Origin of the sequence: Bradyrhizobium icense, from assembly GCF_001693385.1 — a bacterium.
GTDB lineage: Bacteria > Pseudomonadota > Alphaproteobacteria > Rhizobiales > Xanthobacteraceae > Bradyrhizobium > Bradyrhizobium icense.
The window spans coordinates 4,029,951-4,050,531 of the sequence record NZ_CP016428.1; the positions used below are offsets into that span (position 1 = coordinate 4,029,951).

At 63.1% G+C, this 20,581-nt stretch carries 19 protein-coding genes; 11 read left to right on the forward strand and 8 right to left on the reverse strand.

The genetic code is table 11. The annotated features are described in order from the left end of the window. Positions 1–125: 125 nt before the first annotated feature. The 8 genes from bamA to lpxB all read left to right on the forward strand — a co-directional run bounded on the left by bamA (position 126) and on the right by lpxB (position 8,769). Entirely contained in the window at positions 126–2,693 is a 2,568-nt protein-coding gene (gene bamA / locus LMTR13_RS19025; protein WP_065729166.1) for an outer membrane protein assembly factor BamA, read from the forward strand. Between the two features lie 127 nt (positions 2,694–2,820). Then, positions 2,821–3,888 (forward strand): UDP-3-O-(3-hydroxymyristoyl)glucosamine N-acyltransferase, encoded by a 1,068-nt coding sequence (gene lpxD / locus LMTR13_RS19030; RefSeq protein WP_065729167.1) that lies wholly within the window; start codon positions 2,821–2,823, stop codon positions 3,886–3,888. Next, positions 3,888–4,346, forward strand: coding sequence for a 3-hydroxyacyl-ACP dehydratase FabZ (gene fabZ / locus LMTR13_RS19035; RefSeq protein WP_028345839.1), 459 nt, complete (start codon positions 3,888–3,890; stop codon positions 4,344–4,346). Before lpxD ends, fabZ begins: the two co-directional genes overlap by 1 nt. A gap of 145 nt (positions 4,347–4,491) precedes the next feature. Beyond that, positions 4,492–5,127 carry a histidine phosphatase family protein gene (locus LMTR13_RS19040; RefSeq protein WP_335622094.1) on the forward strand — a complete coding sequence of 212 codons (636 nt, stop codon included), beginning with the start codon at positions 4,492–4,494 and terminating at the stop codon, positions 5,125–5,127. A 253-nt stretch (positions 5,128–5,380) separates the two neighbouring features. Continuing rightward, a complete protein-coding gene (locus LMTR13_RS19045) occupies positions 5,381–5,734 on the forward strand; it encodes a hypothetical protein (RefSeq protein WP_065729168.1) in 354 nt (117 codons plus the stop codon). 167 nt (positions 5,735–5,901) lie between these two features. Next, on the forward strand, positions 5,902–6,705 hold the full coding sequence (gene lpxA / locus LMTR13_RS19050; protein ID WP_065729169.1) for an acyl-ACP--UDP-N-acetylglucosamine O-acyltransferase: 804 nt from the start codon (positions 5,902–5,904) through the stop codon (positions 6,703–6,705). A gap of 19 nt (positions 6,706–6,724) precedes the next feature. Then, entirely contained in the window at positions 6,725–7,582 is an 858-nt protein-coding gene (locus tag LMTR13_RS19055; RefSeq protein ID WP_065729170.1) for an LpxI family protein, read from the forward strand. 23 nt (positions 7,583–7,605) lie between these two features. Next, positions 7,606–8,769, forward strand: a complete 1,164-nt coding sequence (gene lpxB, locus LMTR13_RS19060) for a lipid-A-disaccharide synthase (RefSeq protein WP_065732805.1) — start codon at positions 7,606–7,608, stop codon at positions 8,767–8,769. A gap of 139 nt (positions 8,770–8,908) precedes the next feature. On the opposite strand, the gene gltA is transcribed toward lpxB, so the two are convergent. Next, positions 8,909–10,213, reverse strand: a complete 1,305-nt coding sequence (gene gltA, locus LMTR13_RS19065; RefSeq protein ID WP_065729171.1) for a citrate synthase — start codon at positions 10,211–10,213, stop codon at positions 8,909–8,911. A gap of 159 nt (positions 10,214–10,372) precedes the next feature. Next, positions 10,373–11,797 carry a glutamate--tRNA ligase gene (gltX, locus tag LMTR13_RS19070; protein ID WP_065732806.1) on the reverse strand — a complete coding sequence of 475 codons (1,425 nt, stop codon included), beginning with the start codon at positions 11,795–11,797 and terminating at the stop codon, positions 10,373–10,375. Positions 11,798–11,936: 139 nt separating this feature from the next. Between gltX and LMTR13_RS19075 the strand changes: the two genes are divergently transcribed. Then, positions 11,937–13,619: a glutamine--tRNA ligase/YqeY domain fusion protein gene (locus LMTR13_RS19075; RefSeq protein WP_065729172.1), complete on the forward strand. Its 1,683-nt coding sequence runs from the start codon at positions 11,937–11,939 to the stop codon at positions 13,617–13,619. 7 nt (positions 13,620–13,626) lie between these two features. Continuing rightward, complete coding sequence (locus LMTR13_RS19080; protein ID WP_065729173.1) at positions 13,627–14,019, forward strand: YybH family protein; 393 nt, start codon at positions 13,627–13,629, stop codon at positions 14,017–14,019. 92 nt (positions 14,020–14,111) lie between these two features. Here LMTR13_RS19080 and glnA read toward each other — a convergent pair whose 3' ends face one another. The 3 genes from glnA to LMTR13_RS19095 form a co-directional block, all read right to left on the reverse strand. Then, the gene (glnA, locus tag LMTR13_RS19085; protein ID WP_065732807.1) at positions 14,112–15,542 is read right to left on the reverse strand and encodes a type I glutamate--ammonia ligase; all 1,431 of its coding nucleotides are present in this window, start codon (positions 15,540–15,542) and stop codon (positions 14,112–14,114) included. 115 nt (positions 15,543–15,657) lie between these two features. Beyond that, positions 15,658–15,840 (reverse strand): hypothetical protein, encoded by a 183-nt coding sequence (locus LMTR13_RS19090; RefSeq protein WP_065729174.1) that lies wholly within the window; start codon positions 15,838–15,840, stop codon positions 15,658–15,660. A gap of 163 nt (positions 15,841–16,003) precedes the next feature. Further along, positions 16,004–16,261 carry a hypothetical protein gene (locus tag LMTR13_RS19095; RefSeq protein WP_065729175.1) on the reverse strand — a complete coding sequence of 86 codons (258 nt, stop codon included), beginning with the start codon at positions 16,259–16,261 and terminating at the stop codon, positions 16,004–16,006. Positions 16,262–16,417: 156 nt separating this feature from the next. Between LMTR13_RS19095 and LMTR13_RS19100 the strand changes: the two genes are divergently transcribed. Further along, entirely contained in the window at positions 16,418–18,712 is a 2,295-nt protein-coding gene (locus LMTR13_RS19100; RefSeq protein WP_065729176.1) for a ComEC/Rec2 family competence protein, read from the forward strand. A 7-nt stretch (positions 18,713–18,719) separates the two neighbouring features. Here the strand turns inward: LMTR13_RS19100 and LMTR13_RS19105 are convergent, their stop codons facing one another. The 3 genes from LMTR13_RS19105 to lexA form a co-directional block, all read right to left on the reverse strand. Then, positions 18,720–18,947 carry a hypothetical protein gene (locus tag LMTR13_RS19105; RefSeq protein ID WP_065729177.1) on the reverse strand — a complete coding sequence of 76 codons (228 nt, stop codon included), beginning with the start codon at positions 18,945–18,947 and terminating at the stop codon, positions 18,720–18,722. Between the two features lie 87 nt (positions 18,948–19,034). After that, complete coding sequence (locus LMTR13_RS19110) at positions 19,035–19,457, reverse strand: hypothetical protein (RefSeq protein WP_065729178.1); 423 nt, start codon at positions 19,455–19,457, stop codon at positions 19,035–19,037. Between the two features lie 229 nt (positions 19,458–19,686). Beyond that, on the reverse strand, positions 19,687–20,388 hold the full coding sequence (gene lexA, locus LMTR13_RS19115) for a transcriptional repressor LexA (RefSeq protein WP_065729179.1): 702 nt from the start codon (positions 20,386–20,388) through the stop codon (positions 19,687–19,689). Positions 20,389–20,581 lie beyond the last annotated feature (193 nt).

The window sequence follows — 20,581 nt, forward strand, 5'->3', positions numbered from 1 at the left end:
TTGGAATCGCATCGCGAAGTCTGGTTTGCCCCCCTCTCGAAATTGGCTACAAGCAATGCAACTTTGGGAATCTGCCGGTTCGTAGGGGTACGAGCCGGCATTGCAATGACGAGGGCGCGTTGCGCATGATGTTGGGAATGCGAGTGCGGGGGGGCTTGCTGGCCGCTCTGATCATGGTTGCCGCGCCGACGGGGGGTGCGCTGGTGTCTGCACCGGCTGCGGCCCAGACCGCGGCGTCGATCACGGTCGAGGGGAACCGGCGTGTCGAGGTCGAGACCATTCGCTCCTATTTCAAGCCGGGCCCCGGCGGCCGCCTCGGGCAGGCCCAGATTGACGATGGCCTGAAAGCGCTGATCGAGACCGGCCTGTTCCAGGACGTGCGAATCAACCAGGTCGGCGGCCGGCTGGTCGTGACGGTGGTCGAAAACGCCGTGATCGGGCGCATCGCATTCGAAGGCAACAAGAAGGTCAAGGACGAGCAGCTTTCGGCTGAAATCCAGTCCAAGCCGCGCGGCACTTTCTCGCGTCCGATGGTCCAGTCGGACGCCCAGCGCATCGCCGAAATCTACCGGCGCTCCGGCCGCTACGACGTGCGCGTCACTCCGGAAATCATCGAGCAGCCGAACAACCGCGTCGATCTGATCTTCACGATCACCGAAGGCTCGAAAACCGGCGTCAAGTCGATCGAGTTCATCGGCAATGTCGCCTATTCGTCCTATCGGCTGAAGGACGTCATCAAGACGCGCGAATCGAACCTTCTGAGCTTCCTCGGCGGCGCCGATGTCTACGATCCAGACCGGGTCGAGGCCGACCGCGACCTGATTCGCCGTTTCTACCTCAAGAACGGTTACGCCGACGTGCAGGTGGTCGCCGCGCTGACCGAGTATGACCCCGACAAGAAGGGCTTCCTCGTCACCTTCAAGATCGACGAAGGGCAGCAATATCGCGTTGCTTCCGTCGATTTCCAGACCTCCATTCCAACCCTCGATGCCGCCTCAATGCGCAGCTTCTCGCGCGTCAGCGTCGGCTCGGTTTACAATGCCGAGGCGCTGGAGAAATCTGTCGAGGAAATGCAGATCGAGGCTTCACGGCGCGGCTACGCTTTCGCCGTGGTGCGCCCGCGCGGCGATCGCAATTTCGAGCAGCACACCGTTTCGATCGTGTTCGCCGTCGACGAAGGCCCGCGAACCTATATCGAGCGCATCAACGTCCGCGGCAACACCCGTACCCGAGACTACGTGATCCGCCGCGAGTTCGACCTGTCCGAAGGCGACGCCTACAACCGCGCGCTGGTCGATCGCGCCGAGCGCCGGCTGAAGAACCTCGACTTCTTCAAGAGCGTGAAAATCCTCACCGAGCCCGGCTCGTCGACCGATCGCGTGATCCTGATCGTCGATCTCGAAGAAAAGTCGACCGGCGACTTCTCGGTGTCGGGCGGCTATTCGACCTCGGACGGCGCACTGGCCGAAGTCAGCATCTCCGAGCGCAACTTCCTCGGCCGCGGCCTGTATGCGAAGGCTGCCGTGACCTACGGCCAGTACGCGCGCGGCGGCTCGCTGTCGTTCGTCGACCCCTATCTGTTTGACTACCGCGTCGCGCTTGGCCTCGACCTGTTCTATCGTGAGCAGCTCGCCAACAGCTACATCGCGTACGGCACCAAGACGCTGGGCTTCAGCCCGCGGCTCGGCTTCACCCTGCGCGAAGATCTCGCGCTGCAGTTGCGCTACTCGATCTATCAGCAGGAAATCTCGCTGCCGAACAATCTCGCGAACTGTAACAACAACTCGGCGAACTCGCTGCTCGCCTTCAACCCGTCACCGGCATATGCGAATCTGGTCGGTGCGCCCGCCGGCGGATCGATCACGGAGGGAGGCCAAACCGCCACCGACGTCTCCGGCCAGGGCCTGTGGTGCTACTTTGACGGCGAAGCCTCACTGCCGGTTCGCAGGGAATTGCAGAGCGGCAAGGCGCTGACCTCGTCGGTCGGTTATTCGCTGAACTACAACACGCTGGACAACAACAAGAACCCGACCGATGGCTTGCTGATCGACTGGAAGCAGGACTTCGCCGGGGTCGGCGGCGACGTGAGCTACATCAAGTCCGCGATCGACGCGAAGTACTACACCCCGCTGGTCGCCGATATCGTCGGCCTGATCCACCTCCAGGGCGGTATTCTCAACCAGTTCGGCGGCAGCGAACTGCGCATGCTGGATCACTTCCAGATGGGTCCGAACCTGGTTCGCGGTTTTGCGCCGAACGGTATCGGTCCGCGCGATCTGAATCCGTTCGGTACGCGTGACGCGCTCGGCGGCACCAAGTATTGGGGCGCTTCGTTCGAATTGCAGATGCCGTTCTGGTTCCTGCCGAAGGAAGTCGGGCTCAAGGGCTCGGTCTATGCCGACGCCGGCGGACTGTTCGACTACAAGGGTCCGACGTCGTGGGCGGCAACGGGCGAGGTCAATGTGCCTGGTTGCGTCCCGCCGACGCAGGCGACGGCGACGGCTGCGGCCACTCCCGGGACCTGCTTGGGATTGCAGTACGACAACGGCAATGTGGTTCGCACCTCGGTGGGTGTCGGTATCATCTGGGCCTCGCCCTTCGGTCCGCTGCGCTTCGACTATGCGGTTCCGCTTACGAAGGGTCAGTTTGACCGCGTGCAGGAATTCAAGTTTGGCGGTGGCACATCGTTCTGAGGTGTCTTGAAGCGAAATGGACTAAGGTCCACGTGACGAGAACATCAAGGAATAAGGGGAGGGTTCGGCTCCATTTCGTCGGAGCCGACTCTCTGGTGTGAATAGCGGCCGGACTGCGACGGGTGAAATGGCGCAGCCGATATTCTTCAAGCAACCTCCTTCCTCAACGCTGGCCGAGCTGGCCGCGTTGACAGGAGCGGTATTGGTCGACCCCGCGCGGGACGGTGACGTGATCAGGGGCCTGGCTTCGCTCGACGAAGCCGGTCCGATGCATCTGGCGTTCTTCGACAACCTCAAATACGCCGATCAGCTCAAGGCGACCAAAGCCGGCGCTTGCCTGGTCAGCCGGCGTTTCGAGGCCCAGGTGCCCGCCCACGTGGCGGTGCTGCGGGCTGCCCAGCCGTTCCGCGCCTTCGTAAAACTGGCGCGCGAGTGGCACGCCGATGCGCTCCGCCCGCAGTCCTGGTTCGACAATGACGGCATCGCACCATCGGCGATCATCGATCCCTCCGCCCATATCGAGGACGGCGTCATCGTCGATCCGCTCGCCGTGATCGGCCCGCGGGTCGAGATCGGCACTGGCACCGTAATCGGAGCCGGTGCGGTGATCGGCGCGGACGTCAAAATCGGCCGCGATTGCAATGTCGGCGCGCGCAGCGCAATCCAGTTCGCCCTGATCGGCAACAACGTCCTGATCCATCCCGCCTGCAGCATCGGCCAGGACGGCTATGGCTTCATTTTCTTCGGCCCCGAGGGCCATCTGAAAGTGCCCCAGACCGGCCGCGTCCTGATCCAGAACGATGTCGAGATCGGCGCCGGCACCTGCATCGACCGCGGTTCCCTGCGTGATACGGTGATCGGCGAGGGCACCAAAATCGACAATCAGGTCCAGATCGGCCACAATGTGACCATCGGCAGGCACTGCCTGCTCGCGGCCCAGATCGGGCTCGCGGGCAGCCTGACGATCGGTGACAACGTGGCGATCGGTGCCAAAGCGGGGCTTAACAACCACATCAAGATCGGCGATGGGGCACAGATCGCGGCCATGAGTGCGGTGAAGGACGACATTCCTGCCAACGAACGTTGGGGCGGTCATCTAGCTCGGCCGACCAGGCAATGGTTCCGGGAGACGCTGGCGCTTGAACGCCTGGCGCGCGATGGCGCAGCTCATCCAAAGGGCGAGGGGAAGGAGTGATGGAGGAGGCACCGGTCAGGTTTGAGCTCGTGGACATCAACGAGATCCTCAAGACGCTCCCGCACCGTTATCCAATGCTGCTGATTGATCGGGTGATCAAGATCCGGACCGATTACAGCGGTATCGGCATCAAGAACGTTACGTTCAACGAGCCGCCGTTTCTCGGCCATTTCCCCGAACGTCCGGTCTATCCCGGCGTGATGATGATCGAGGCCATGGCGCAGACCGCCGGCGTGATCGGCATCAAGTCGGTCGAGGGCACCGAGAAGCCGCGCGCGGTTTATTTCCTTACCATCGACAAGTGCAAATTCCGCAAGCCGGTGATGCCCGGCGACACCATCGAATACCACATGCGCTCGATCGGCCGCCGCAAGGCGATGTGGTGGTTTCACGGCGATGCCAAGGTAAATGGTGCCGTGGTTGCGGAAGCGGACGTCGGCGCAATGCTGACGGATTGAATCTGATTGCATCTACCCCGCCATACAACTGACGTCTTCCTGATGTCTCTACTCAATCTTTGGTAGTGGAACCCACGCCGAGGTTATTGAGAAAATTTGCCGCCTAAGTCCGGTTTGGGTCCACGCTTTTTCAACGGAGGCGTCGGTGAACAGGCTTGCGTCCATTATTTCGTGTTTGGTCTTTTTTCTGCTGATGCAGCCGCAAGGTTACGCGGCAGATCTCAACGGTCTCGTATCGTCCCTCAAGGGTGGCGGCTACGTCATCGTGTTTCGACACGGTGCCACCGACGACAGCCAGAAGGACGTTTACCCCTTCAAATTCGACGACATGAGTGCGCAGCGCCAACTGAGCGAGAAGGGCCGCGCGCTGGCGCGCGATCTTGGGGCTGCGCTCGCGAAACTCGGTGTGCCGATCGGCGAGGTCTATACGAGCCAGCTAAACCGCGCGGTCGAGACCGGTAAGCTGATCAGCGGCAAGGACGTGTCTCCCGTCGACGCGCTGACTGACAGCGGCGCGGGCAATCCGTCGGCGATGGCGAACCCCGACGGCAAGAACGCCAAAATTGGACGCGCCATCCGCGGCCTCGTCGACGTGCCTCCGAAAGCCGGCGTCAATAATGTAGCGGTGACGCACAAAACCAACGTCGCCGACGCCTTCGGAAAGGAGTTTGGCGATATCCGCGAGGGCGAGGCGCTCGTCTACAAGACCAGTAGCTCGGGCCCGGCCGTCCTGGTCGCGCGCGTGCAGCCCGGCGAATGGATTGCTCAGGCCGGCAGCTAGAGCCTTTTCGGTTCTGATTGAATCAGAACCGGGCTCCAGATTCTTGTTTTGACGCGTTTTCTTGACGCGAACCGGTGTCCAGCCACGGATCAAGTGCGAGGGCACGCTTCGCTGGAAAACGCTCTGGCAGGACGCCGTTCGGCCGTGCATCCACTTTGGACGGCTGGCGCAATCTATTTGTGCCATATCGAGGGAACTTCAGCCGGCCGACAGCTTTGTAGATGCTGTGGGGAATTTGTCGCCGGATGGCTGCATGAAATTTCTCTGGGTCAGTGTTGCGCTGCTAGGCACAGCTATTGTTCTCGGCGGACATGCGGTGGCCCGCGACGACGGCCGCTATGCCAAATCCCCGCTCAAGTCGTGGTTCGACAGCCTCAGAAGCGGTAAGGGGCCATGTTGCTCCGACGCTGATGGCTCTGCCGTTGCCGATGTCGATTGGGAATCCAAGGACGGTCACTACCGCGTTCGGCTCGAGGGCCAATGGATCGACGTCCCCGACGATGCGGTGATTACCGAGCCAAATCGCGCCGGCCGGACCATGGTCTGGCCGATCAAGGACTCGCTCGGGATTTCGATCCGCTGCTTCCTGCCCGGCAGCATGACATAGCGAGGGCTCGGCCTTCGGCCGGGGAATCCGGCGCAGCGGATGGATCTTGCAGGCCGAGCGCGCCCGACACATGACGTAACCATACGTCACTGGACAGCATTGATACGCCGCGCTAACCACCGGAAAACGCGAGATATTCGCGCGCAATCGATGGGCTGGGCTGCTTGATGGGTACGATCGATCCAACCGCGCGGGTTGAGGATGGCGCTGTGATCGGCGAGGGGACGACAATCGGTCCCTATTGCATCATCGGGCCGAACGTCGTCATCGGCGCGAACTGCAGGCTGATCGCGCATGTGCACGTCACCGCGCAGACCACGATCGGCGATGGCTGCACGATCTATCCGTTCGTCTCGCTCGGCACACCGCCGCAATCGCTGAGTTACAAGGGCGAACTGACCCGGCTCGAGATCGGCGCGGGCTGCACGATCCGGGAATCCGTTACCATGAATGCCGGCACGGTCGCCGGCGGCGGTGTGACACGGGTCGGCGAGCGTGGTTACTTCATGAATTGCAGCCATGTCGGACACGATTGCCAGGTCGGCAATGATGTGATCTTCGCGACATCGGCAACGCTCGGCGGCCATTGCGAGATCGGCGATTTCGTCTTCATCGGCGGGCTCTCGGCCGTGCACCAGTTCACGCGGATCGGGCCGCAGGTGATGGTCGGCGGCGTCTGCGGCGTGCGCGGCGACATCATTCCGTTCGGGCTCGCCAATGGACAGTATGCCAGCCTCGAAGGACTGAACATCATTGGCATGAAGCGCCGCAAGTTCACCAAGGAACGGCTCGCCAAGGTGCGCTGGTTCTACCAAAAGCTGTTTCACGGGCCCGGTATTTTTGCCGAGCGGCTGAATGCGGTGCAGCCGATGGCCGGGGAAGATCCTGCGATTGCGGAAATCCTTGCCTTCATCGAGCAGGGCAAGCATCGCGCGCTTTGCCTTCCCGCCGGCGACGGCAACAAACCCTGATGACGGGATCGCCGCAGCCATGATCTCAGCGGCTTCCGATATTTCATCGCCCGTCGGCGTCATCGCAGGCGGCGGCGCAATGCCGTTCGCGGTGGCGGATTCGCTTGCTGCGCGGGGGATCGCGCCGGTGCTGTTCGCGCTGCGCGGCGCCTGCGATCCGGCCCCTCTCGAACGCTTCCGCCATCACTGGATTTCGGTCGGACAACTCGGCCGCGCCACAAAACTCTTTCGCAGCGAGGGCTGCCGCGATCTCATCTTCATCGGTACGCTGCTGCGGCCTGCGCTGTCGGAGATCAGGCTGGACTGGGGAACGCTCCGCGTGCTCGGCCGCGTCTGGGCGGCGTTTCGTGGCGGTGACGATCATCTGTTGTCGGGGATCGGCCGCATTCTCGAACAGGACGGTTTCCGGATGGTCGGCATCCGGGATGTCGCCCCCGACGTTCTGATGCCAGAGGGGCAAATTGCCCGCGCCACGCCGGATGCCGCTGCCGCCGCTGACATTGCCAAGGGGCGGGAGGTGCTCGGCGCGCTTGGCCCGTTCGACATCGGCCAGGCCGTGGTCGTGATCGACGGGCATGTTGTGGCGGTCGAGGATATCGAAGGCACCGATGGGCTGCTGGCGCGGGTGGCGAGGCTGCGCGAGGCGGGGCGCATTCGCGCCAGATCCGGCCGCGGCGTGCTGGTGAAGGCGCCGAAGAGCGGGCAGGATTTGCGCTTCGACCTGCCGACCGTGGGCGCAAAAACCATCGAAGGCGCAGCCAGCGCCGGGCTCGCCGGCATTGCCGTGATCGCCGGCCATACGATTGCCGCGGACTCGCAAGCCATGATCGAGGCCGCCGATCGCGCCGGCCTGTTCGTCCAGGGTTTATCAGCGTGACGCCGTCTCGCGCGACCGCCGGGATGGAGCGGAGGATATTTCTGATCGCGACGGAAGAATCCGGCGATCGTCTCGGCGCCAGCTTGATGAAAGTGCTGCGCCAGCGACTTGGCGATGCGGTGCAGTTCGAGGGCGTCGGCGGCCGCGCAATGGCGCGCGAAGGGCTGGATTCGCTGTTTCCGATCGAAGAGCTCTCGATCATCGGGCTGGCAGCGGTCGTCAAGGAACTGCCGAAGATCCTCGGGCTGATCAAGGAAACGGCCATCGTGGTGACGGAGGCCTCGCCCGATATTCTCGTCATCATCGACAGCCCCGACTTTACCCATCGCGTCGCCAGGCGCGTGCGCGCCAAGGATCCCAAAATTCCGATCGTCGACTATGTGTCGCCCTCGGTATGGGCGTGGCGGCCCGGCCGGGCGCGCGCGATGCGGAAATACGTCGATCACGTGCTGGCGCTCTTGCCGTTCGAGCCCGAGGCCTATCGCCGGCTGCACGGCCCGCCCTGCAGCTATGTCGGTCACCCCCTGACCGAGCAATTGTCGTCGCTGCGTCCGAATGCCGACGAGGCGAAGCGGCGGGCGGAGTCGCCGCCGGTGCTTTTGGTGCTGCCGGGAAGCCGCCGCAGCGAAATCCGCCACCACATGGCGGTATTCGGCCAAGCCGTCGGACTGCTGCAGGAGCAGGGCACGACGTTCGAACTGGTGCTGCCGACCATGCCGCATTTGCAAGAGGCGGTTGTGGACGCGGTGAAGGGCTGGCCGGTGCAGCCCCAGGTCGTGATCGGTGAGCAGGAGAAGCGGGCGGCATTCCGGATCGCGCACGCAGCGCTCGCCAAATCCGGCACCGTGACGCTCGAACTGGCATTGGCTGGCGTGCCGATGGTGACGGCTTACCGCGTCGGCGCCATGGAAGCGTTCATCCTGAGGCGCGCGATCCGCGTCTCGTCAGTGATCCTCGCCAATCTCGTGATCGGCAGGGACGTCATTCCCGAATTCCTGCAGGAAAACTGCACGCCTGAAAAACTGTCGCAAGCCCTTCGCGAAGTGCTGTCGGACTCGGCGCTCCGCCGTGAGCAGTTAGAGGCTTTCGCCACGCTCGACGGCATCATGTCGACCGGCAATCAGCCGCCCAGCGTGCGCGCCGCCGATATCGTGCTGGCGACGATGCGCAAGGCATGGCGGGGGTAGGCGTTGCAGGGTGAGCAAAGCGCAGCGTGCCCACCATCTCTCCCCAAGTCGCGTCGCCAACGGGGGCACGCCCCTTACAAGAGAAAAGCCGGACGCGGTGATCGCATCCGGCTTTCCGAATTGTCGTAAGCGACGTCGCTTACTTCCGCTTGTCCATCGCCACATAATCGCGGCGGGCGACGCCGGTGTAGAGCTGGCGCGGACGGCCGATCTTCTGCTGCGGATCCTCGATCATCTCGCTCCACTGGCTGATCCAGCCGACGGTGCGGGCGACCGCGAACAGCACGGTGAACATAGAGGTCGGGAAGCCCATCGCCTTCAACGTGATGCCTGAATAGAAGTCGACGTTCGGGTAGAGCTTGCGGTCGATGAAGTACTGATCGCTCAACGCGATCCTTTCCAGCTCCATCGCGACGTTCAGCATCGGATCGTTGCCATGGCCGGTCTCGGCGAGCACGGCGTGACACATCTTCTGCATGATCTTGGCGCGCGGGTCGTAGTTCTTGTAGACGCGGTGACCGAAGCCCATCAGGCGGACTTCGCTATTCTTGTCCTTCACCTTGGCGATGAATTCCGGAATCTTGTCGACCGTGCCGATCTCCGCGAGCATCGCGAGCGCCGCTTCGTTGGCGCCGCCATGCGCCGGACCCCACAGGCAGGCGATGCCGGCAGCGATACAGGCGAACGGGTTGGCGCCAGACGAGCCGGCGATGCGCACCGTCGAGGTCGAGGCGTTCTGCTCGTGGTCGGCGTGCAGGATGAAGATCTTGTCGAGCGCGTCAGCCAGCACCGGATTGATCTTGTAGTCTTCGCACGGCACGGCGAAGCACATGTGCAGGAAGTTCTCGGCAAAGGAGAGCGAGTTCTTCGGATACATGAAGGGCTGACCGACGGTGTATTTGTAGGCCATCGCAGCCAGTGTCGGCACCTTCGCGATCATGCGCATGGAAGCGATCATGCGCTGCCGCGGATCGTTGATGTCGGTGGAGTCGTGATAGAACGCGGCCAGCGCGCCGACGGCGGCGACCATGATCGCCATCGGGTGGGCGTCGCGGCGGAACCCTTGGAAGAAGCGGGCCATCTGCTCGTGAACCATGGTGTGATGGATCACGCGGTGGTCGAAATCCTGCTTCTGGGCCTTAGTCGGAAGCTCTCCGTAAAGCAGCAAATAGCAGGTTTCGAGGAAGTCGCCCTGTTCGGCGAGCTGCTCGATCGGATAGCCGCGGTATTCCAGCACGCCGGCGTCGCCGTCGATATAGGTAATTTTCGACTGGCAGCTCCCGGTGGAGGTGAACCCGGGGTCGTAGGTGAACATCCCGGCCTGGGCGTAGAGCTTGGCGATGTCGATGACATCTGGCCCCACGGTGCCGCTGAGGATCGGGAAATCGTAGGTCTTGTTACCGACCGTGAGCGTTGCAGTCTTGTTGCTGGATTTTGCGTCCATCGTGTATCCCCGATGAAATCGTTACGAAAACCGTGCCTGACCCCGGTGCCATTTTCGGAGCACGCACAGGGAGGCCGGATGTCTAGAAGCGGCGCCAAAGGCGTAGCTTATTGCCCTGTGCACTGCAAGATGGCCGCAACCCCGCATATGGTAGGGGCTTCAGGTGGCCGCCTGATCGCCCAAACGGGCCAGGCATTCTTCCCGTCCGAGCACTGCCAAAACGTCGAAAATGCCCGGCGAAGTCGTGCGTCCGGTCAGCGCTACCCGGAGCGGCTGGGCCACCGCGCCGAGCTTGAGGTTGTTTTGCTCTGCGAAATTCCGCATGGCGGATTCGGTGGTCTCGGCGCGCCAGTCGGTGACGGCTTCCAGCGCGGTTCGAAGCTGGCCAATCAGCGCCCGGGTATCCGGCGTCAGCAGAGCTGAGGCCTTCGGCTCGATCTGGAGCGGCCGGTCGGCAAAGATGAAGTCGGCGCCCGAGATCAACTCGATCAGGGTCTTGGCGCGCTCTTTCAGGCTCGGCATCGCCCGCAGCAATTGTGCGCGGGTGGTGTCGTTGAGTTTCGCTTTCAGCTCGGCGCCACCGGGGACGTAATCCAGCACGCTCTCGAACTGGGCCACCAGCGCGCCGTCTTCGGCGTGGCGGATGTAATGCCCGTTGAGGTTTTCCAGCTTGGCGAAATCGAAGCGTGCAGCAGACCGCCCGATCGCGGGGAGGTCGAACGCGTCGATCATTTCCTGCGTCGAGAAGATTTCCTGATCGCCATGGCTCCAGCCGAGCCGGACCAGGTAATTGCGCAGCGCCGCCGGCAGATATCCCATGGCACGGTAGGCATCGACGCCGAGCGCGCCATGGCGTTTTGAAAGCTTCGAGCCGTCGGGGCCATGGATCAGCGGGATGTGGGACATGTTCGGGATGTCCCATCCGAGTGCATCATAGATCTGCTTCTGGCGCGCGGCGTTGATCAGATGGTCGTCGCCGCGGATGACATGGGTCACGCCCATGTCGTGGTCGTCGACCACGACAGCCAGCATGTAGGTCGGGTTGCCGTCGCCACGCAGCAGCACGAGGTCGTCGAGGTTCTCGTTCTGCCAGACCACGCGGCCCTGCACTTGGTCCTCGATCACGGTCTCGCCGGTCTGCGGGGCCTTAAGACGAATGGTCGGCTTCATCCCGCCCGGCGCTTCTCCCGGATCGCGGTCCCGCCACATCCCGTCATAGAGGCGGGTGCGGCCTTCGGCGCGTGCTTTCTCGCGCATCGCAGCCAGTTCCTCCGCGGTGGCGTAGCAGCGGTACGCCTTGCCGCAGGCGAGCAACTGCTCGGCGACCTCGCGGTGGCGGGCGGCGCGGCTGAACTGGTAAATGACGTCGTCGTCCCAATCGAGCTCGAGCCACTTCAGGCCATCCAGGATCGCTGCGATGGCAGGCTCGGTCGAACGCTCGCGGTCGGTGTCTTCGATCCGCAGCAGCATCTTGCCGCCGCGCTTCTTGGCGTAGAGCCAGTTGAACAGCGCGGTGCGGGCGCCCCCGATGTGGAGGAAGCCGGTGGGCGAGGGGGCGAAGCGTGTGACGACGGAATCAGTCATTACCAGGCGCATGAGGGGTGAACGGCGGTGGTGTATAGCAGGAACGGTGCATAACTAAAGCCTTGGCGAACAGCAAAGTGGCTTGGCTCACAAGGGCGAATTTGGCAGAAGGTTCGCCAATCCCTAACAGGAACTCAGGATGACCACAGAACCGGTAGCGGCAGAGGCGGGGCGCGATTTCATCCGCGATATCGTCCAGGCCGATCTCTCTTCCAAGACGCACAGCCGGATTGTGACCCGATTTCCGCCGGAGCCGAACGGCTACCTGCATATCGGCCATGCCAAGTCGATTGCCCTCAATTTCGGCATCGCGCAGGAGTTCGGCGGCAAGTGCCATCTGCGCTTCGACGATACCAATCCGACCAAGGAAGAGCAGGAATATATCGATTCCATCCAGGCCGACGTGCACTGGCTCGGCTATGACTGGGGAACCGATCTCTATTACGCCTCCGATTATTTCGAACGCCTGTATGAATGGGCTGAGGGCCTGATCAGGGCGGGCGATGCCTATGTCGACGACCAGTCGCAGGAGGAAATCCGCATCAACCGCGGCACGCTGACGGAACCCGGCAAGAACTCGCCGTTCCGCGACCGCACGGTGGAGGAAAACCTCGACCTCTTCAGACGCATGAAGGCCGGCGAGTATCCGAACGGCAGCCGCGTGCTGCGCGCCAAGATCGACATGGCCGCCGGCAACATCAACCTGCGTGACCCCGTGCTCTACCGCATCCTGCATGCCGAGCATCCGCGCACCGGCACCAAATGGTCGATCTATCCGAGCTACGACTACGCCCATGGCCAGTCGGACGCGATCGAAGGCATCACGCATTCGATCTGTACGCTGGAATTCGAGGACCATCGGCCGCTCTATGATTGGCTGCTGGAAAAACTGCCGGTGCCGTCAAAGCCGCGGCAGTACGAATTCGCCCGCCTCAACCTGACCTACACGCTTTTGTCGAAGCGCGTGCTGACGCAACTCGTCCGCGATGGTCATGTGTCGGGCTGGGACGATCCTCGGATGCCGACGATCGCCGGGTTGAAGCGCCGCGGCGTTCCGCCGGCCGCCGTGCGCGAATTCGTCAAGCGCATCGGCGTAGCGAAGGCCAACAGCGTGGTCGATGTCGGCATGCTGGAATTCTGCATTCGCGAGTACCTCAACAAGACGGCGGAGCGGCGGATGGCGGTGCTGCGCCCCCTAAAGGCCGTGATCGAGAATTATCCGGAAGGCCAGGTCGAGGAGCTCGAGGCCGTCAACCACCCCGACGATCCGGCCGCGGGCACGCGAAAAATTTCGTTCGGCCGCGAGCTCTATATCGAGCGCGACGATTTCATGGAGAACCCGCCGAAAAAGTTCTTCCGCCTGTCGCCGGGCAATGAGGTGCGGCTGCGCTACGCCTATTTCGTAAAATGCACCGGCGTGATCAAGAATGACGCGGGCGAAGTGGTCGAGCTCCGCTGCACCTACGATCCCGCGACCAAGGGCGGCAATGCGCCTGATGGCCGCAAGGTCAAGGCCACGATGCACTGGCTGTCGGCCAAGGATTCGGTGCCGGCGGAAATCCGCGTCTACAATCAGCTCTTCTCGAACCCGAGCCCGAGTGCCGCGAATTTCGCCGCCGACCTCAATCCGGAATCGCTGGAGGTGCTGCCCGATGCGCGGATCGAGCCGTCGGTCGCATCAGACAATTCGGGCGAGGTGATGCAGTTCGAGCGGCAGGGCTATTTCGTGCGCGACAAGGATTCCGCGCCCGGCAAGCCGGTGTTCAACCGCACCATCGGCCTGCGCGACACCTTTGCCAAGGAAGTCGGCGGGAAGGGGTAGGGCGACGGTGCAAAGCGCGGCCGACGACGCGGTATCCACCATCATCGAGAAATGGTCGGCGGCGTTCCGCAAGCTCGACGCAGACGCGCTTGCTGCGCTTTACTCGCGACACGCGCTCTTTTACGGATCGAACCCCACGCTCTACCGCGGCAATGAAGGCGTTGCAGCCTATTTCAATGCGCTTCCACGCTGGCGTGCGCCAACGGTGCAGTTCACGGATGTGACGATCGCGCAGGTCAGCCCCGATCTGATCAATTTCGCCGGAATCGCGAATTTCGATCTCGGCGAAGAGGCCTCGCCGCTGTCGGTCAAAATCACCTGGGTGATCCTTCGCGAAGACGGCGACTGGAAAATCGTCAGCCATCATGTCTCGTCCAAGACCCCGCTGATCGAGCCGTAGGCCCGCCACCTGTTGCGCGGCACAAGTCCGTTTTGGCGGTTTTCCAGACCCACTGAAGCCGAAATCCGCGCATGCCTGCGGATGAGTTCACCCTAGATGTCGTAATACAAATGGAACTCATATGGATGAGGGCGCAGCCGGATTGGATCGACCTCTTTCTTCCGCTTGTAGTCGAGCCAGGTCTCGATCACGTCGCCGGTGAATACATCGTCACGGAGCAGGAAGGCGTGATCGCGCTCGAGCGCGTCAAGCGCCTGATCCAGCGACCCTGGTGTCGACCTCACGTTCTTCGCCTCAGCGGGGGGCAGGTCATAAAGGTTCTTGTCGATCGGGCTGCCCGGATCGATCCGGCTGGTGATGCCGTCGAGACCGGCCATCAGCATCGCGGCAAAGGCCAGATAGGGATTGCAGGAGGGATCCGGCGAGCGAAATTCAACCCGCTTTGCCCGCGGGTTTGGCGAATACATCGGAATCCGGCAGCAGGCTGAGCGGTTACGCTGGGAATAGACCAGATTGATCGGAGCCTCGTAGCCGGGCACCAGACGCCGATAGGAGTTCGTGGTGGGGGCGCAAAGCGCGCACAACGCCCAGGCGTGGGTCAACAGGCCGCCGATGTAGTAGCGGCCGAGCTGGCTCAACTCGGCATAGTCGCCCTTGTCGTAGAACAAATTGGTCTCGCCCTTCCACAGGGACTGGTGAACGTGCATTCCCGAGGCGTTGTCCTCGAACAGCGGCTTCGGCATGAACGTCGCGGTCTTGCCGTGCTCGCGGGCGGTGTTCTTCACCACGTATTTGTAGATCATCAGATTGTCCGCCATGCGGGTGAGCGTGGTGAAGCGCATGTCGATCTCGTTCTGGCCGCCGGTCGCGACTTCATGGTGATGGGCCTCGATCTGGATGCCCAGCTCTTCCATCGTCAGCACCATTTCGGTGCGGAGAGCCTGCATGCTATCGGTCGGGGGAACGGGAAAATATCCTTCCTTGGGGCGCGGCTTGTGGCCCAGATTCGGCTCTTCCTCCGCGCCGGTATTCCAACTGCCTTCACTGGAATCGATTTCGTGGAAGGCATGATTGATGCCCTGTCCGTAGCGCACCTCGTCGAAAACAAAGAACTCCGCCTCCGGGCCGAAGTAACTCGTATCGGCGAGGCCGGTGCCCTTCAGGTTGGTTTCGGCCTTCTGGGCGATGTAACGGGCGTCACGGCTATAGGGCTGACCGGTCACGGGGTCCCTGATGTTGCAGATCAGGACCAGGGTCGACGCAGGGGAGTACGGGTCGAGAAAGGCCGTGGCCGGATCAGGCACGACCAGCATGTCGCTTTCCTGAATTTCCTGAAATCCGCGGATCGATGAGCCGTCGAATCCAATGCCTTCGCTGAGAGTATCGATACTCGCTGCACCCGGCGGGACGGAAAAATGCTGCCACACCCCGGGCAAGTCGGTAAAGCGCAGATCGATCATCTGCACCTTCTCGTCTTTGATCGCCTTCACGAGATCTTCGGCTGTCGCACACTTCGGGAACATGGCTTCAACTCCTGTAATGGAGAGCCGCATCTTGGACGTTGCGATGCCGTTCAGCCGTGGCGAAGCGACTAGCGGCGGCTCCTGGCCCACGTTCTGCGTTGCCGCGCCGGCAGCCTCAGCTTTGGTGGGGACCGCGCATCATCTTCATCGCGTCTTCGATATGCCGCCAGGTTCTGGCCAGTTCGACCTCGCCTTTTGCCTCGAGTTCGATGGCATTCTGGGCAGCTTCCGCAATGGCCTTGGCGCCATGTGCTTCCAGTAACTGCCGCGCATAGTCGTGGATTTCGGTTTCTCGCATGGCGTCATGCTCCTCTCCTTCTGAGCGCGACCGTGAATTCCAGTCGAGCTGAGAACCGTAGACGTTGACACCTGATCCCGCGCGCACAGTGTGCATCCTGCTGCGGCGCACTTGCAAGAGCGCTTTCCGGGCGACGGGCTGCCAGGATGGACGACGGCTCTGCCTAGCAGCCCCGGCAAATGCTCCGCAGCGATTTGGCGAGCTGGGCATCTTCCGGCGCTATCGGCTCATAGGGCTTTTGCTGCACGGCCTGTTTGGCCTCTTCGGCCTTTTGCCGGGCGGCGCGCGCAACCTCCTGGCGCTGATAGCACGCCTCGCGCTCAGGCCTCGCCTCGATGAAGCGGCATTGTTCGACGGCTGTCGCGGCGGAAACCGATGCGGTCATCGCCAAGGCAAATGAAAGGCAGGCCGCAAGCTTCATGTCGTGTATCTCTCGCCTTGGTTCGCTCGATGTGCCAGGAAACTGTACCCTTGGCTGCGGTGCATTTCTTCAGGTTTCTGCATCCGTTCCGCTAGCGGTCACGATACACCGTCCGGTAGTCTTGCGGCTTCCATAAGATCGCAAGGTGTAGGCTCAGTGGCGGAGCAGGGCGACACGTCGGGCCGAAAACGGGGCTATGCGGGCACCTGGCCGCCGCGCGCTGCGGCGCCGATCGGCGGCCTTGCACCCTCGCGTCCGGCGTTCTGGCCGCCGCTGATCGAAACCCTGCGCATATGGGCGCGCGCGGAAGCTGGCGCCGGCCGCTTGCTGCCATGGGTGCCGGTGGCGTTCGGCACCGGCATTGCATTTTACTTCGCTGCCGATCATGAGCCGGTGTTGTCGGTGGCTGCCACTGTGGCGATCACGCTCGCGGCAATCGCCGTGCTGTTGCGGCGACAGAAATTCTTTCCAGTGGCCGTCATGATCGCAGCCGTCGCCGCGGGCTTTGCGGTCGCGACGTGGAAGACCGCGCGAATTGCGCATGGCGTGCTGGCGCGGCCGATGTTTTCGGTGTCGCTGACCGGCTTTGTCGAGACGCGTGACATTCGCGAGCGCACCGACCGTTTCGTCCTTCGTGTCGTCACCATGGAAAGCGCGCGCGGAACGACGAAGCTGGAGCGCGTACGGCTCTCGGTGAAGAAGGGCACGGCGCCTGCGGTCGGCAGCTTCGTCGAGCTGAAGGCACGGCTGTTGCCGCCGCTGGGGCCGGTGCGGCCGGGCAGTTACGATTTCAGCCGCGACATGTTTTTCGCCGGCATCGGCGCCTCCGGCTTTGTCATGGGCGCGGTCAAGACCGCCGAGCCGCCGGAAGGCGGCGGGCTCCGGCTGCGCTATTCGGCCGTGATGCAGGGCCTGCGCGATACGATCGACGCGCGGATCAGGACCACGCTGGAGGGCGACAAGCGCGCGATTGCGACCGCGCTGTTGACCGGGCGGCGCGATGCGATCTCGCCGCCGGTGAACGACGCGATGTTCATCTCCGGCCTCGGCCATGTGCTGTCGATCTCGGGCTACCACATGGCCGTTGTCGCCGGCGTCGTGTTCTTTGCGGTACGGGCAATATTGGCGCTGTTTCCCGTGCTCACGGTCGGCCAGCCCATCAAGAAATGGTCGGCGGCGGCGGCGCTCGTCGCCGCCGCGTTCTATCTGTTGCTGTCGGGCGCCGAGGTCGCGACGCAAAGATCGTTCTTCATGACGGCCGTGGTGCTGATCGCGGTCATGGTCGACCGACGCGCGATTACGTTTCGCACGCTCGCCGTCGCCGCCCTGATCGTGCTGACGGTCGCGCCGGAAGCGCTGGTGCATCCGAGCTTTCAGATGTCGTTTGCCGCCACGCTGGGGCTCGTTGCGCTGGTGCAGATCGGCATGCCGCGCCTGTTTGCGACTGCAGATCACACCCCAACCGCGCGCGTGGCGTTGTGGGGCGGCCGCGAAGTCACCATGCTGCTGCTGGCCTCGCTGGTGGCGGGGCTCGCGACCACGCCTTACGCGGCCTTTCACTTTCACCGGGTCACCCCTTACGGCGTGCTGGCCAATCTCGCGGCCATGCCGGTCGTTTCCGCGCTGGTGATGCCGGCGGGTTTGCTTGGCCTCGTTGCCATGCCGTTCGGCTTCGATCGCCTGTTCTGGGCGATCATGGGCGTCGGCATCGACTGGATGATCGCTGTCACGCAATGGGTCGCGGCGTTGCCCGGCGCGGTCGGCCGGGTGCCGGCCTTCGGCATCGGTCCGCTGATTGCGGCGAGCCTTGGCATCATCCTGCTCGGCCTGCTGCGGACGCCGCTGCGCTGGTCGGGAGCGGCGCTGGTACTATCGGCGGCGCTGTGGGCGGCGAGGGCGCCGCAGCCGGATATTCTGATTTCCGCCGACGGGCGCCATGTCGGGGTGCGCGGCCAGGATGGCCGGCTGCACCTGATGCACGCAGCCAAGGGGTCTCGGGACGTCTTCCTTCTGAAGGAGTGGCTGGCGGCGGATGCGGACGCGCGGACGGCGGCCGATGCCTCGCTCACATCGGGCGTCTCATGCGACGATCATGGCTGCGTGGTGCGATCCGCTGGCGGCAGCCTGATCGCGCAGGCGTTCAGGCCCGAAGCGTTTTCGGACGATTGCGAGCGCGCGGCGCTGATCGTGACGCTGCGGCAGGCACCCGCGGCCTGCGGCGCGTCCGTCATCGATGCTGAACGGCTGCGGCGGCAGGGAGCATTGGCGTTGCGGCGGAATGCTGAGGGATTTGCGGTCGAGGCAGTCAAGCCGAAGGGAATCGACCGCCCGTGGTCGCCGGCCATAGCCGACGAGAGCGAGGCCGACGCCACCGTTCTTGCGCCGCGCGTCGTGCCACCGCGCAGCGTCGATGCCACGCCGGCCGAGGCAGACCTGCAGGCGGAGGAGTAGACGGGCGTCAGTGCTCGTCGACCGTGGGTTTGGCCGGAATTTCAAACGCACCGAGGTGGAATTCCTCGGGCGCGTCGGGGGCCGACGGCAGGTTGACCAGCGTGAACGACGCCTCGGGGAATTGCTGCCAGATTGCGAGATCTTCGGCCGTGATGGTGAGCCACCCGTACCTGAACATGTACCGTCCGGGCTCGGTGACGCGTCCGGCTCGTTGCCATGTAACCTTGTTGACCACCGATTGCCCCCTCGGTGCCGAGTTTCTCGAAAATGTACCACCATGATCCGCCGGCCTGGACCGGCGGATCATATGCTTGGCGTTTATCTATCCAGTCACGATCGATTCGACCGGAGGCGCTTCCGTCACCTTCGGTGCACGCTCGCCACCGGTCTGGACCACCGGCAATTGCAGCACGGTCGCGCGCTGGCCTTCGCAAAGCTGCGTCACCAGTACATGGCTTCCGTCGGGAAATTCGATCGCGTCATGATGACGGTCGGATACTTCGGGTTCGATCTGATTGAACTTGCCGACCCGCCAGTCGGTGGTTCGCGTCCAGATCCAGCGGTTGTCGTATCTGACGTCCTCTGCGAACGCCAGTTCGGTGCCGGGAAGCATGCAGACCGCCACCGCGGGCTCGCGCTCCGACGCAAAGCCGCGGGTAGATGTACCGCGGAACGTCGTGGTGATCAGCGTCTCGCCGACCTGGGCAGGCCGTGTTGCCACGGCGTGCAGGCTATAGTCACACATCGGATGGCTCCCTCGTTTGAGATAGCTGACCCGTGTCTAGAAGGAGGCACAGGCCTCTATCAGAGTGGACATGGCGCAGAGCCTTTTCTTCTTTCTGGGCAATTCTGCGACTGGCGCACTGCGCCACATTCACAAACGCGCTAACGTGCCTTAGTTCCATACACGCAACAAAAAACCCCGGCCGCGGGCCGGGGCTGCTTTTGGTCATGGGCCGGGAGGGCATAACCGGTCAGTATTTGCGGTACAGTCCGATCAGTTTGCCCTGAATCCGGACGCGGTTCGGCGGCAGGATGCGGACTTCATAGGCCGCGTTGGCGGGCTCGAGCGCAATCGAGGCGCCTCGGCGGCGGAAGCGTTTCAGCGTCGCTTCCTCCTCGTCGATCAGCGCCACGACGATATCGCCGGTGTCGGCGGTCTCGTTGCGCTGGATCAGCGCCATGTCGCCGTCGAGAATGCCGGCGTCCACCATGGAATCGCCACGCACTTCGAGCGCGTAATGCTCGCCGGAGCCGAGCATATCCGGCGGCACGCTGATGGTGTGGCTGCGGGTCTGCAGCGCCTCGATCGGCGTACCGGCGGCGATCCGGCCCATCACGGGGACGGCGACCGGCCGGTTGTTGTCGTCCTCGGCGGCCGGTGCGCCGACCTGGCGCTTGCCAAGCGTACCCTCGATGACGCTCGGCGTGAAGCCGCGGCGGCCATTGGCGGCGGCGGCGAGCTCGGGCAGCTTGATGACTTCGATGGCGCGGGCGCGGTTGGGCAGGCGGCGGATGAAGCCGCGCTCCTCCAGGGCCGTAATGAGGCGGTGGATTCCGGATTTCGAGCGCAGGTCGAGCGCGTCCTTCATCTCGTCGAAGGAGGGCGGCACACCGGCCTCTTTCAGCCGTTCATTGATGAAACGCAGAAGTTCGTACTGTTTGCGCGTAAGCATCGCGAGCAATCCCCCGGTTTGGCGTCGTTGTTTCGATCTTCAGGGCCCAGATCGCGGAAGTCCCCAAACTCCCGACATAGACACTAGCAGTCGAAACAAATCATGAACGGACACTATATGTTCGATATGTGTTCCGCAACCACTTAATTTCAAGTGAACGCATTGCGGTTTCGGCCCCAGGTGCCGTTGGGAC

Coding starts and splice junctions, on each gene's coding strand:
- bamA (WP_065729166.1), top strand. CDS start 126: ATGATGTTGGGAATGCGAGTGCGGGGGGGCTTGCTGGCCGCTCTGATC.
- lpxD (WP_065729167.1), top strand. CDS start 2,821: ATGGCGCAGCCGATATTCTTCAAGCAACCTCCTTCCTCAACGCTGGCC.
- fabZ (WP_028345839.1), top strand. CDS start 3,888: ATGGAGGAGGCACCGGTCAGGTTTGAGCTCGTGGACATCAACGAGATC.
- LMTR13_RS19045 (WP_065729168.1), top strand. CDS start 5,381: ATGAAATTTCTCTGGGTCAGTGTTGCGCTGCTAGGCACAGCTATTGTT.
- lpxA (WP_065729169.1), top strand. CDS start 5,902: ATGGGTACGATCGATCCAACCGCGCGGGTTGAGGATGGCGCTGTGATC.
- LMTR13_RS19055 (WP_065729170.1), top strand. CDS start 6,725: ATGATCTCAGCGGCTTCCGATATTTCATCGCCCGTCGGCGTCATCGCA.
- lpxB (WP_065732805.1), top strand. CDS start 7,606: ATGGAGCGGAGGATATTTCTGATCGCGACGGAAGAATCCGGCGATCGT.
- gltA (WP_065729171.1), bottom strand. CDS start 10,213: ATGGACGCAAAATCCAGCAACAAGACTGCAACGCTCACGGTCGGTAAC.
- gltX (WP_065732806.1), bottom strand. CDS start 11,797: ATGACTGATTCCGTCGTCACACGCTTCGCCCCCTCGCCCACCGGCTTC.
- LMTR13_RS19075 (WP_065729172.1), top strand. CDS start 11,937: ATGACCACAGAACCGGTAGCGGCAGAGGCGGGGCGCGATTTCATCCGC.
- glnA (WP_065732807.1), bottom strand. CDS start 15,542: ATGTTCCCGAAGTGTGCGACAGCCGAAGATCTCGTGAAGGCGATCAAA.
- LMTR13_RS19090 (WP_065729174.1), bottom strand. CDS start 15,840: ATGCGAGAAACCGAAATCCACGACTATGCGCGGCAGTTACTGGAAGCA.
- LMTR13_RS19095 (WP_065729175.1), bottom strand. CDS start 16,261: ATGAAGCTTGCGGCCTGCCTTTCATTTGCCTTGGCGATGACCGCATCG.
- LMTR13_RS19110 (WP_065729178.1), bottom strand. CDS start 19,457: ATGTGTGACTATAGCCTGCACGCCGTGGCAACACGGCCTGCCCAGGTC.
- lexA (WP_065729179.1), bottom strand. CDS start 20,388: ATGCTTACGCGCAAACAGTACGAACTTCTGCGTTTCATCAATGAACGG.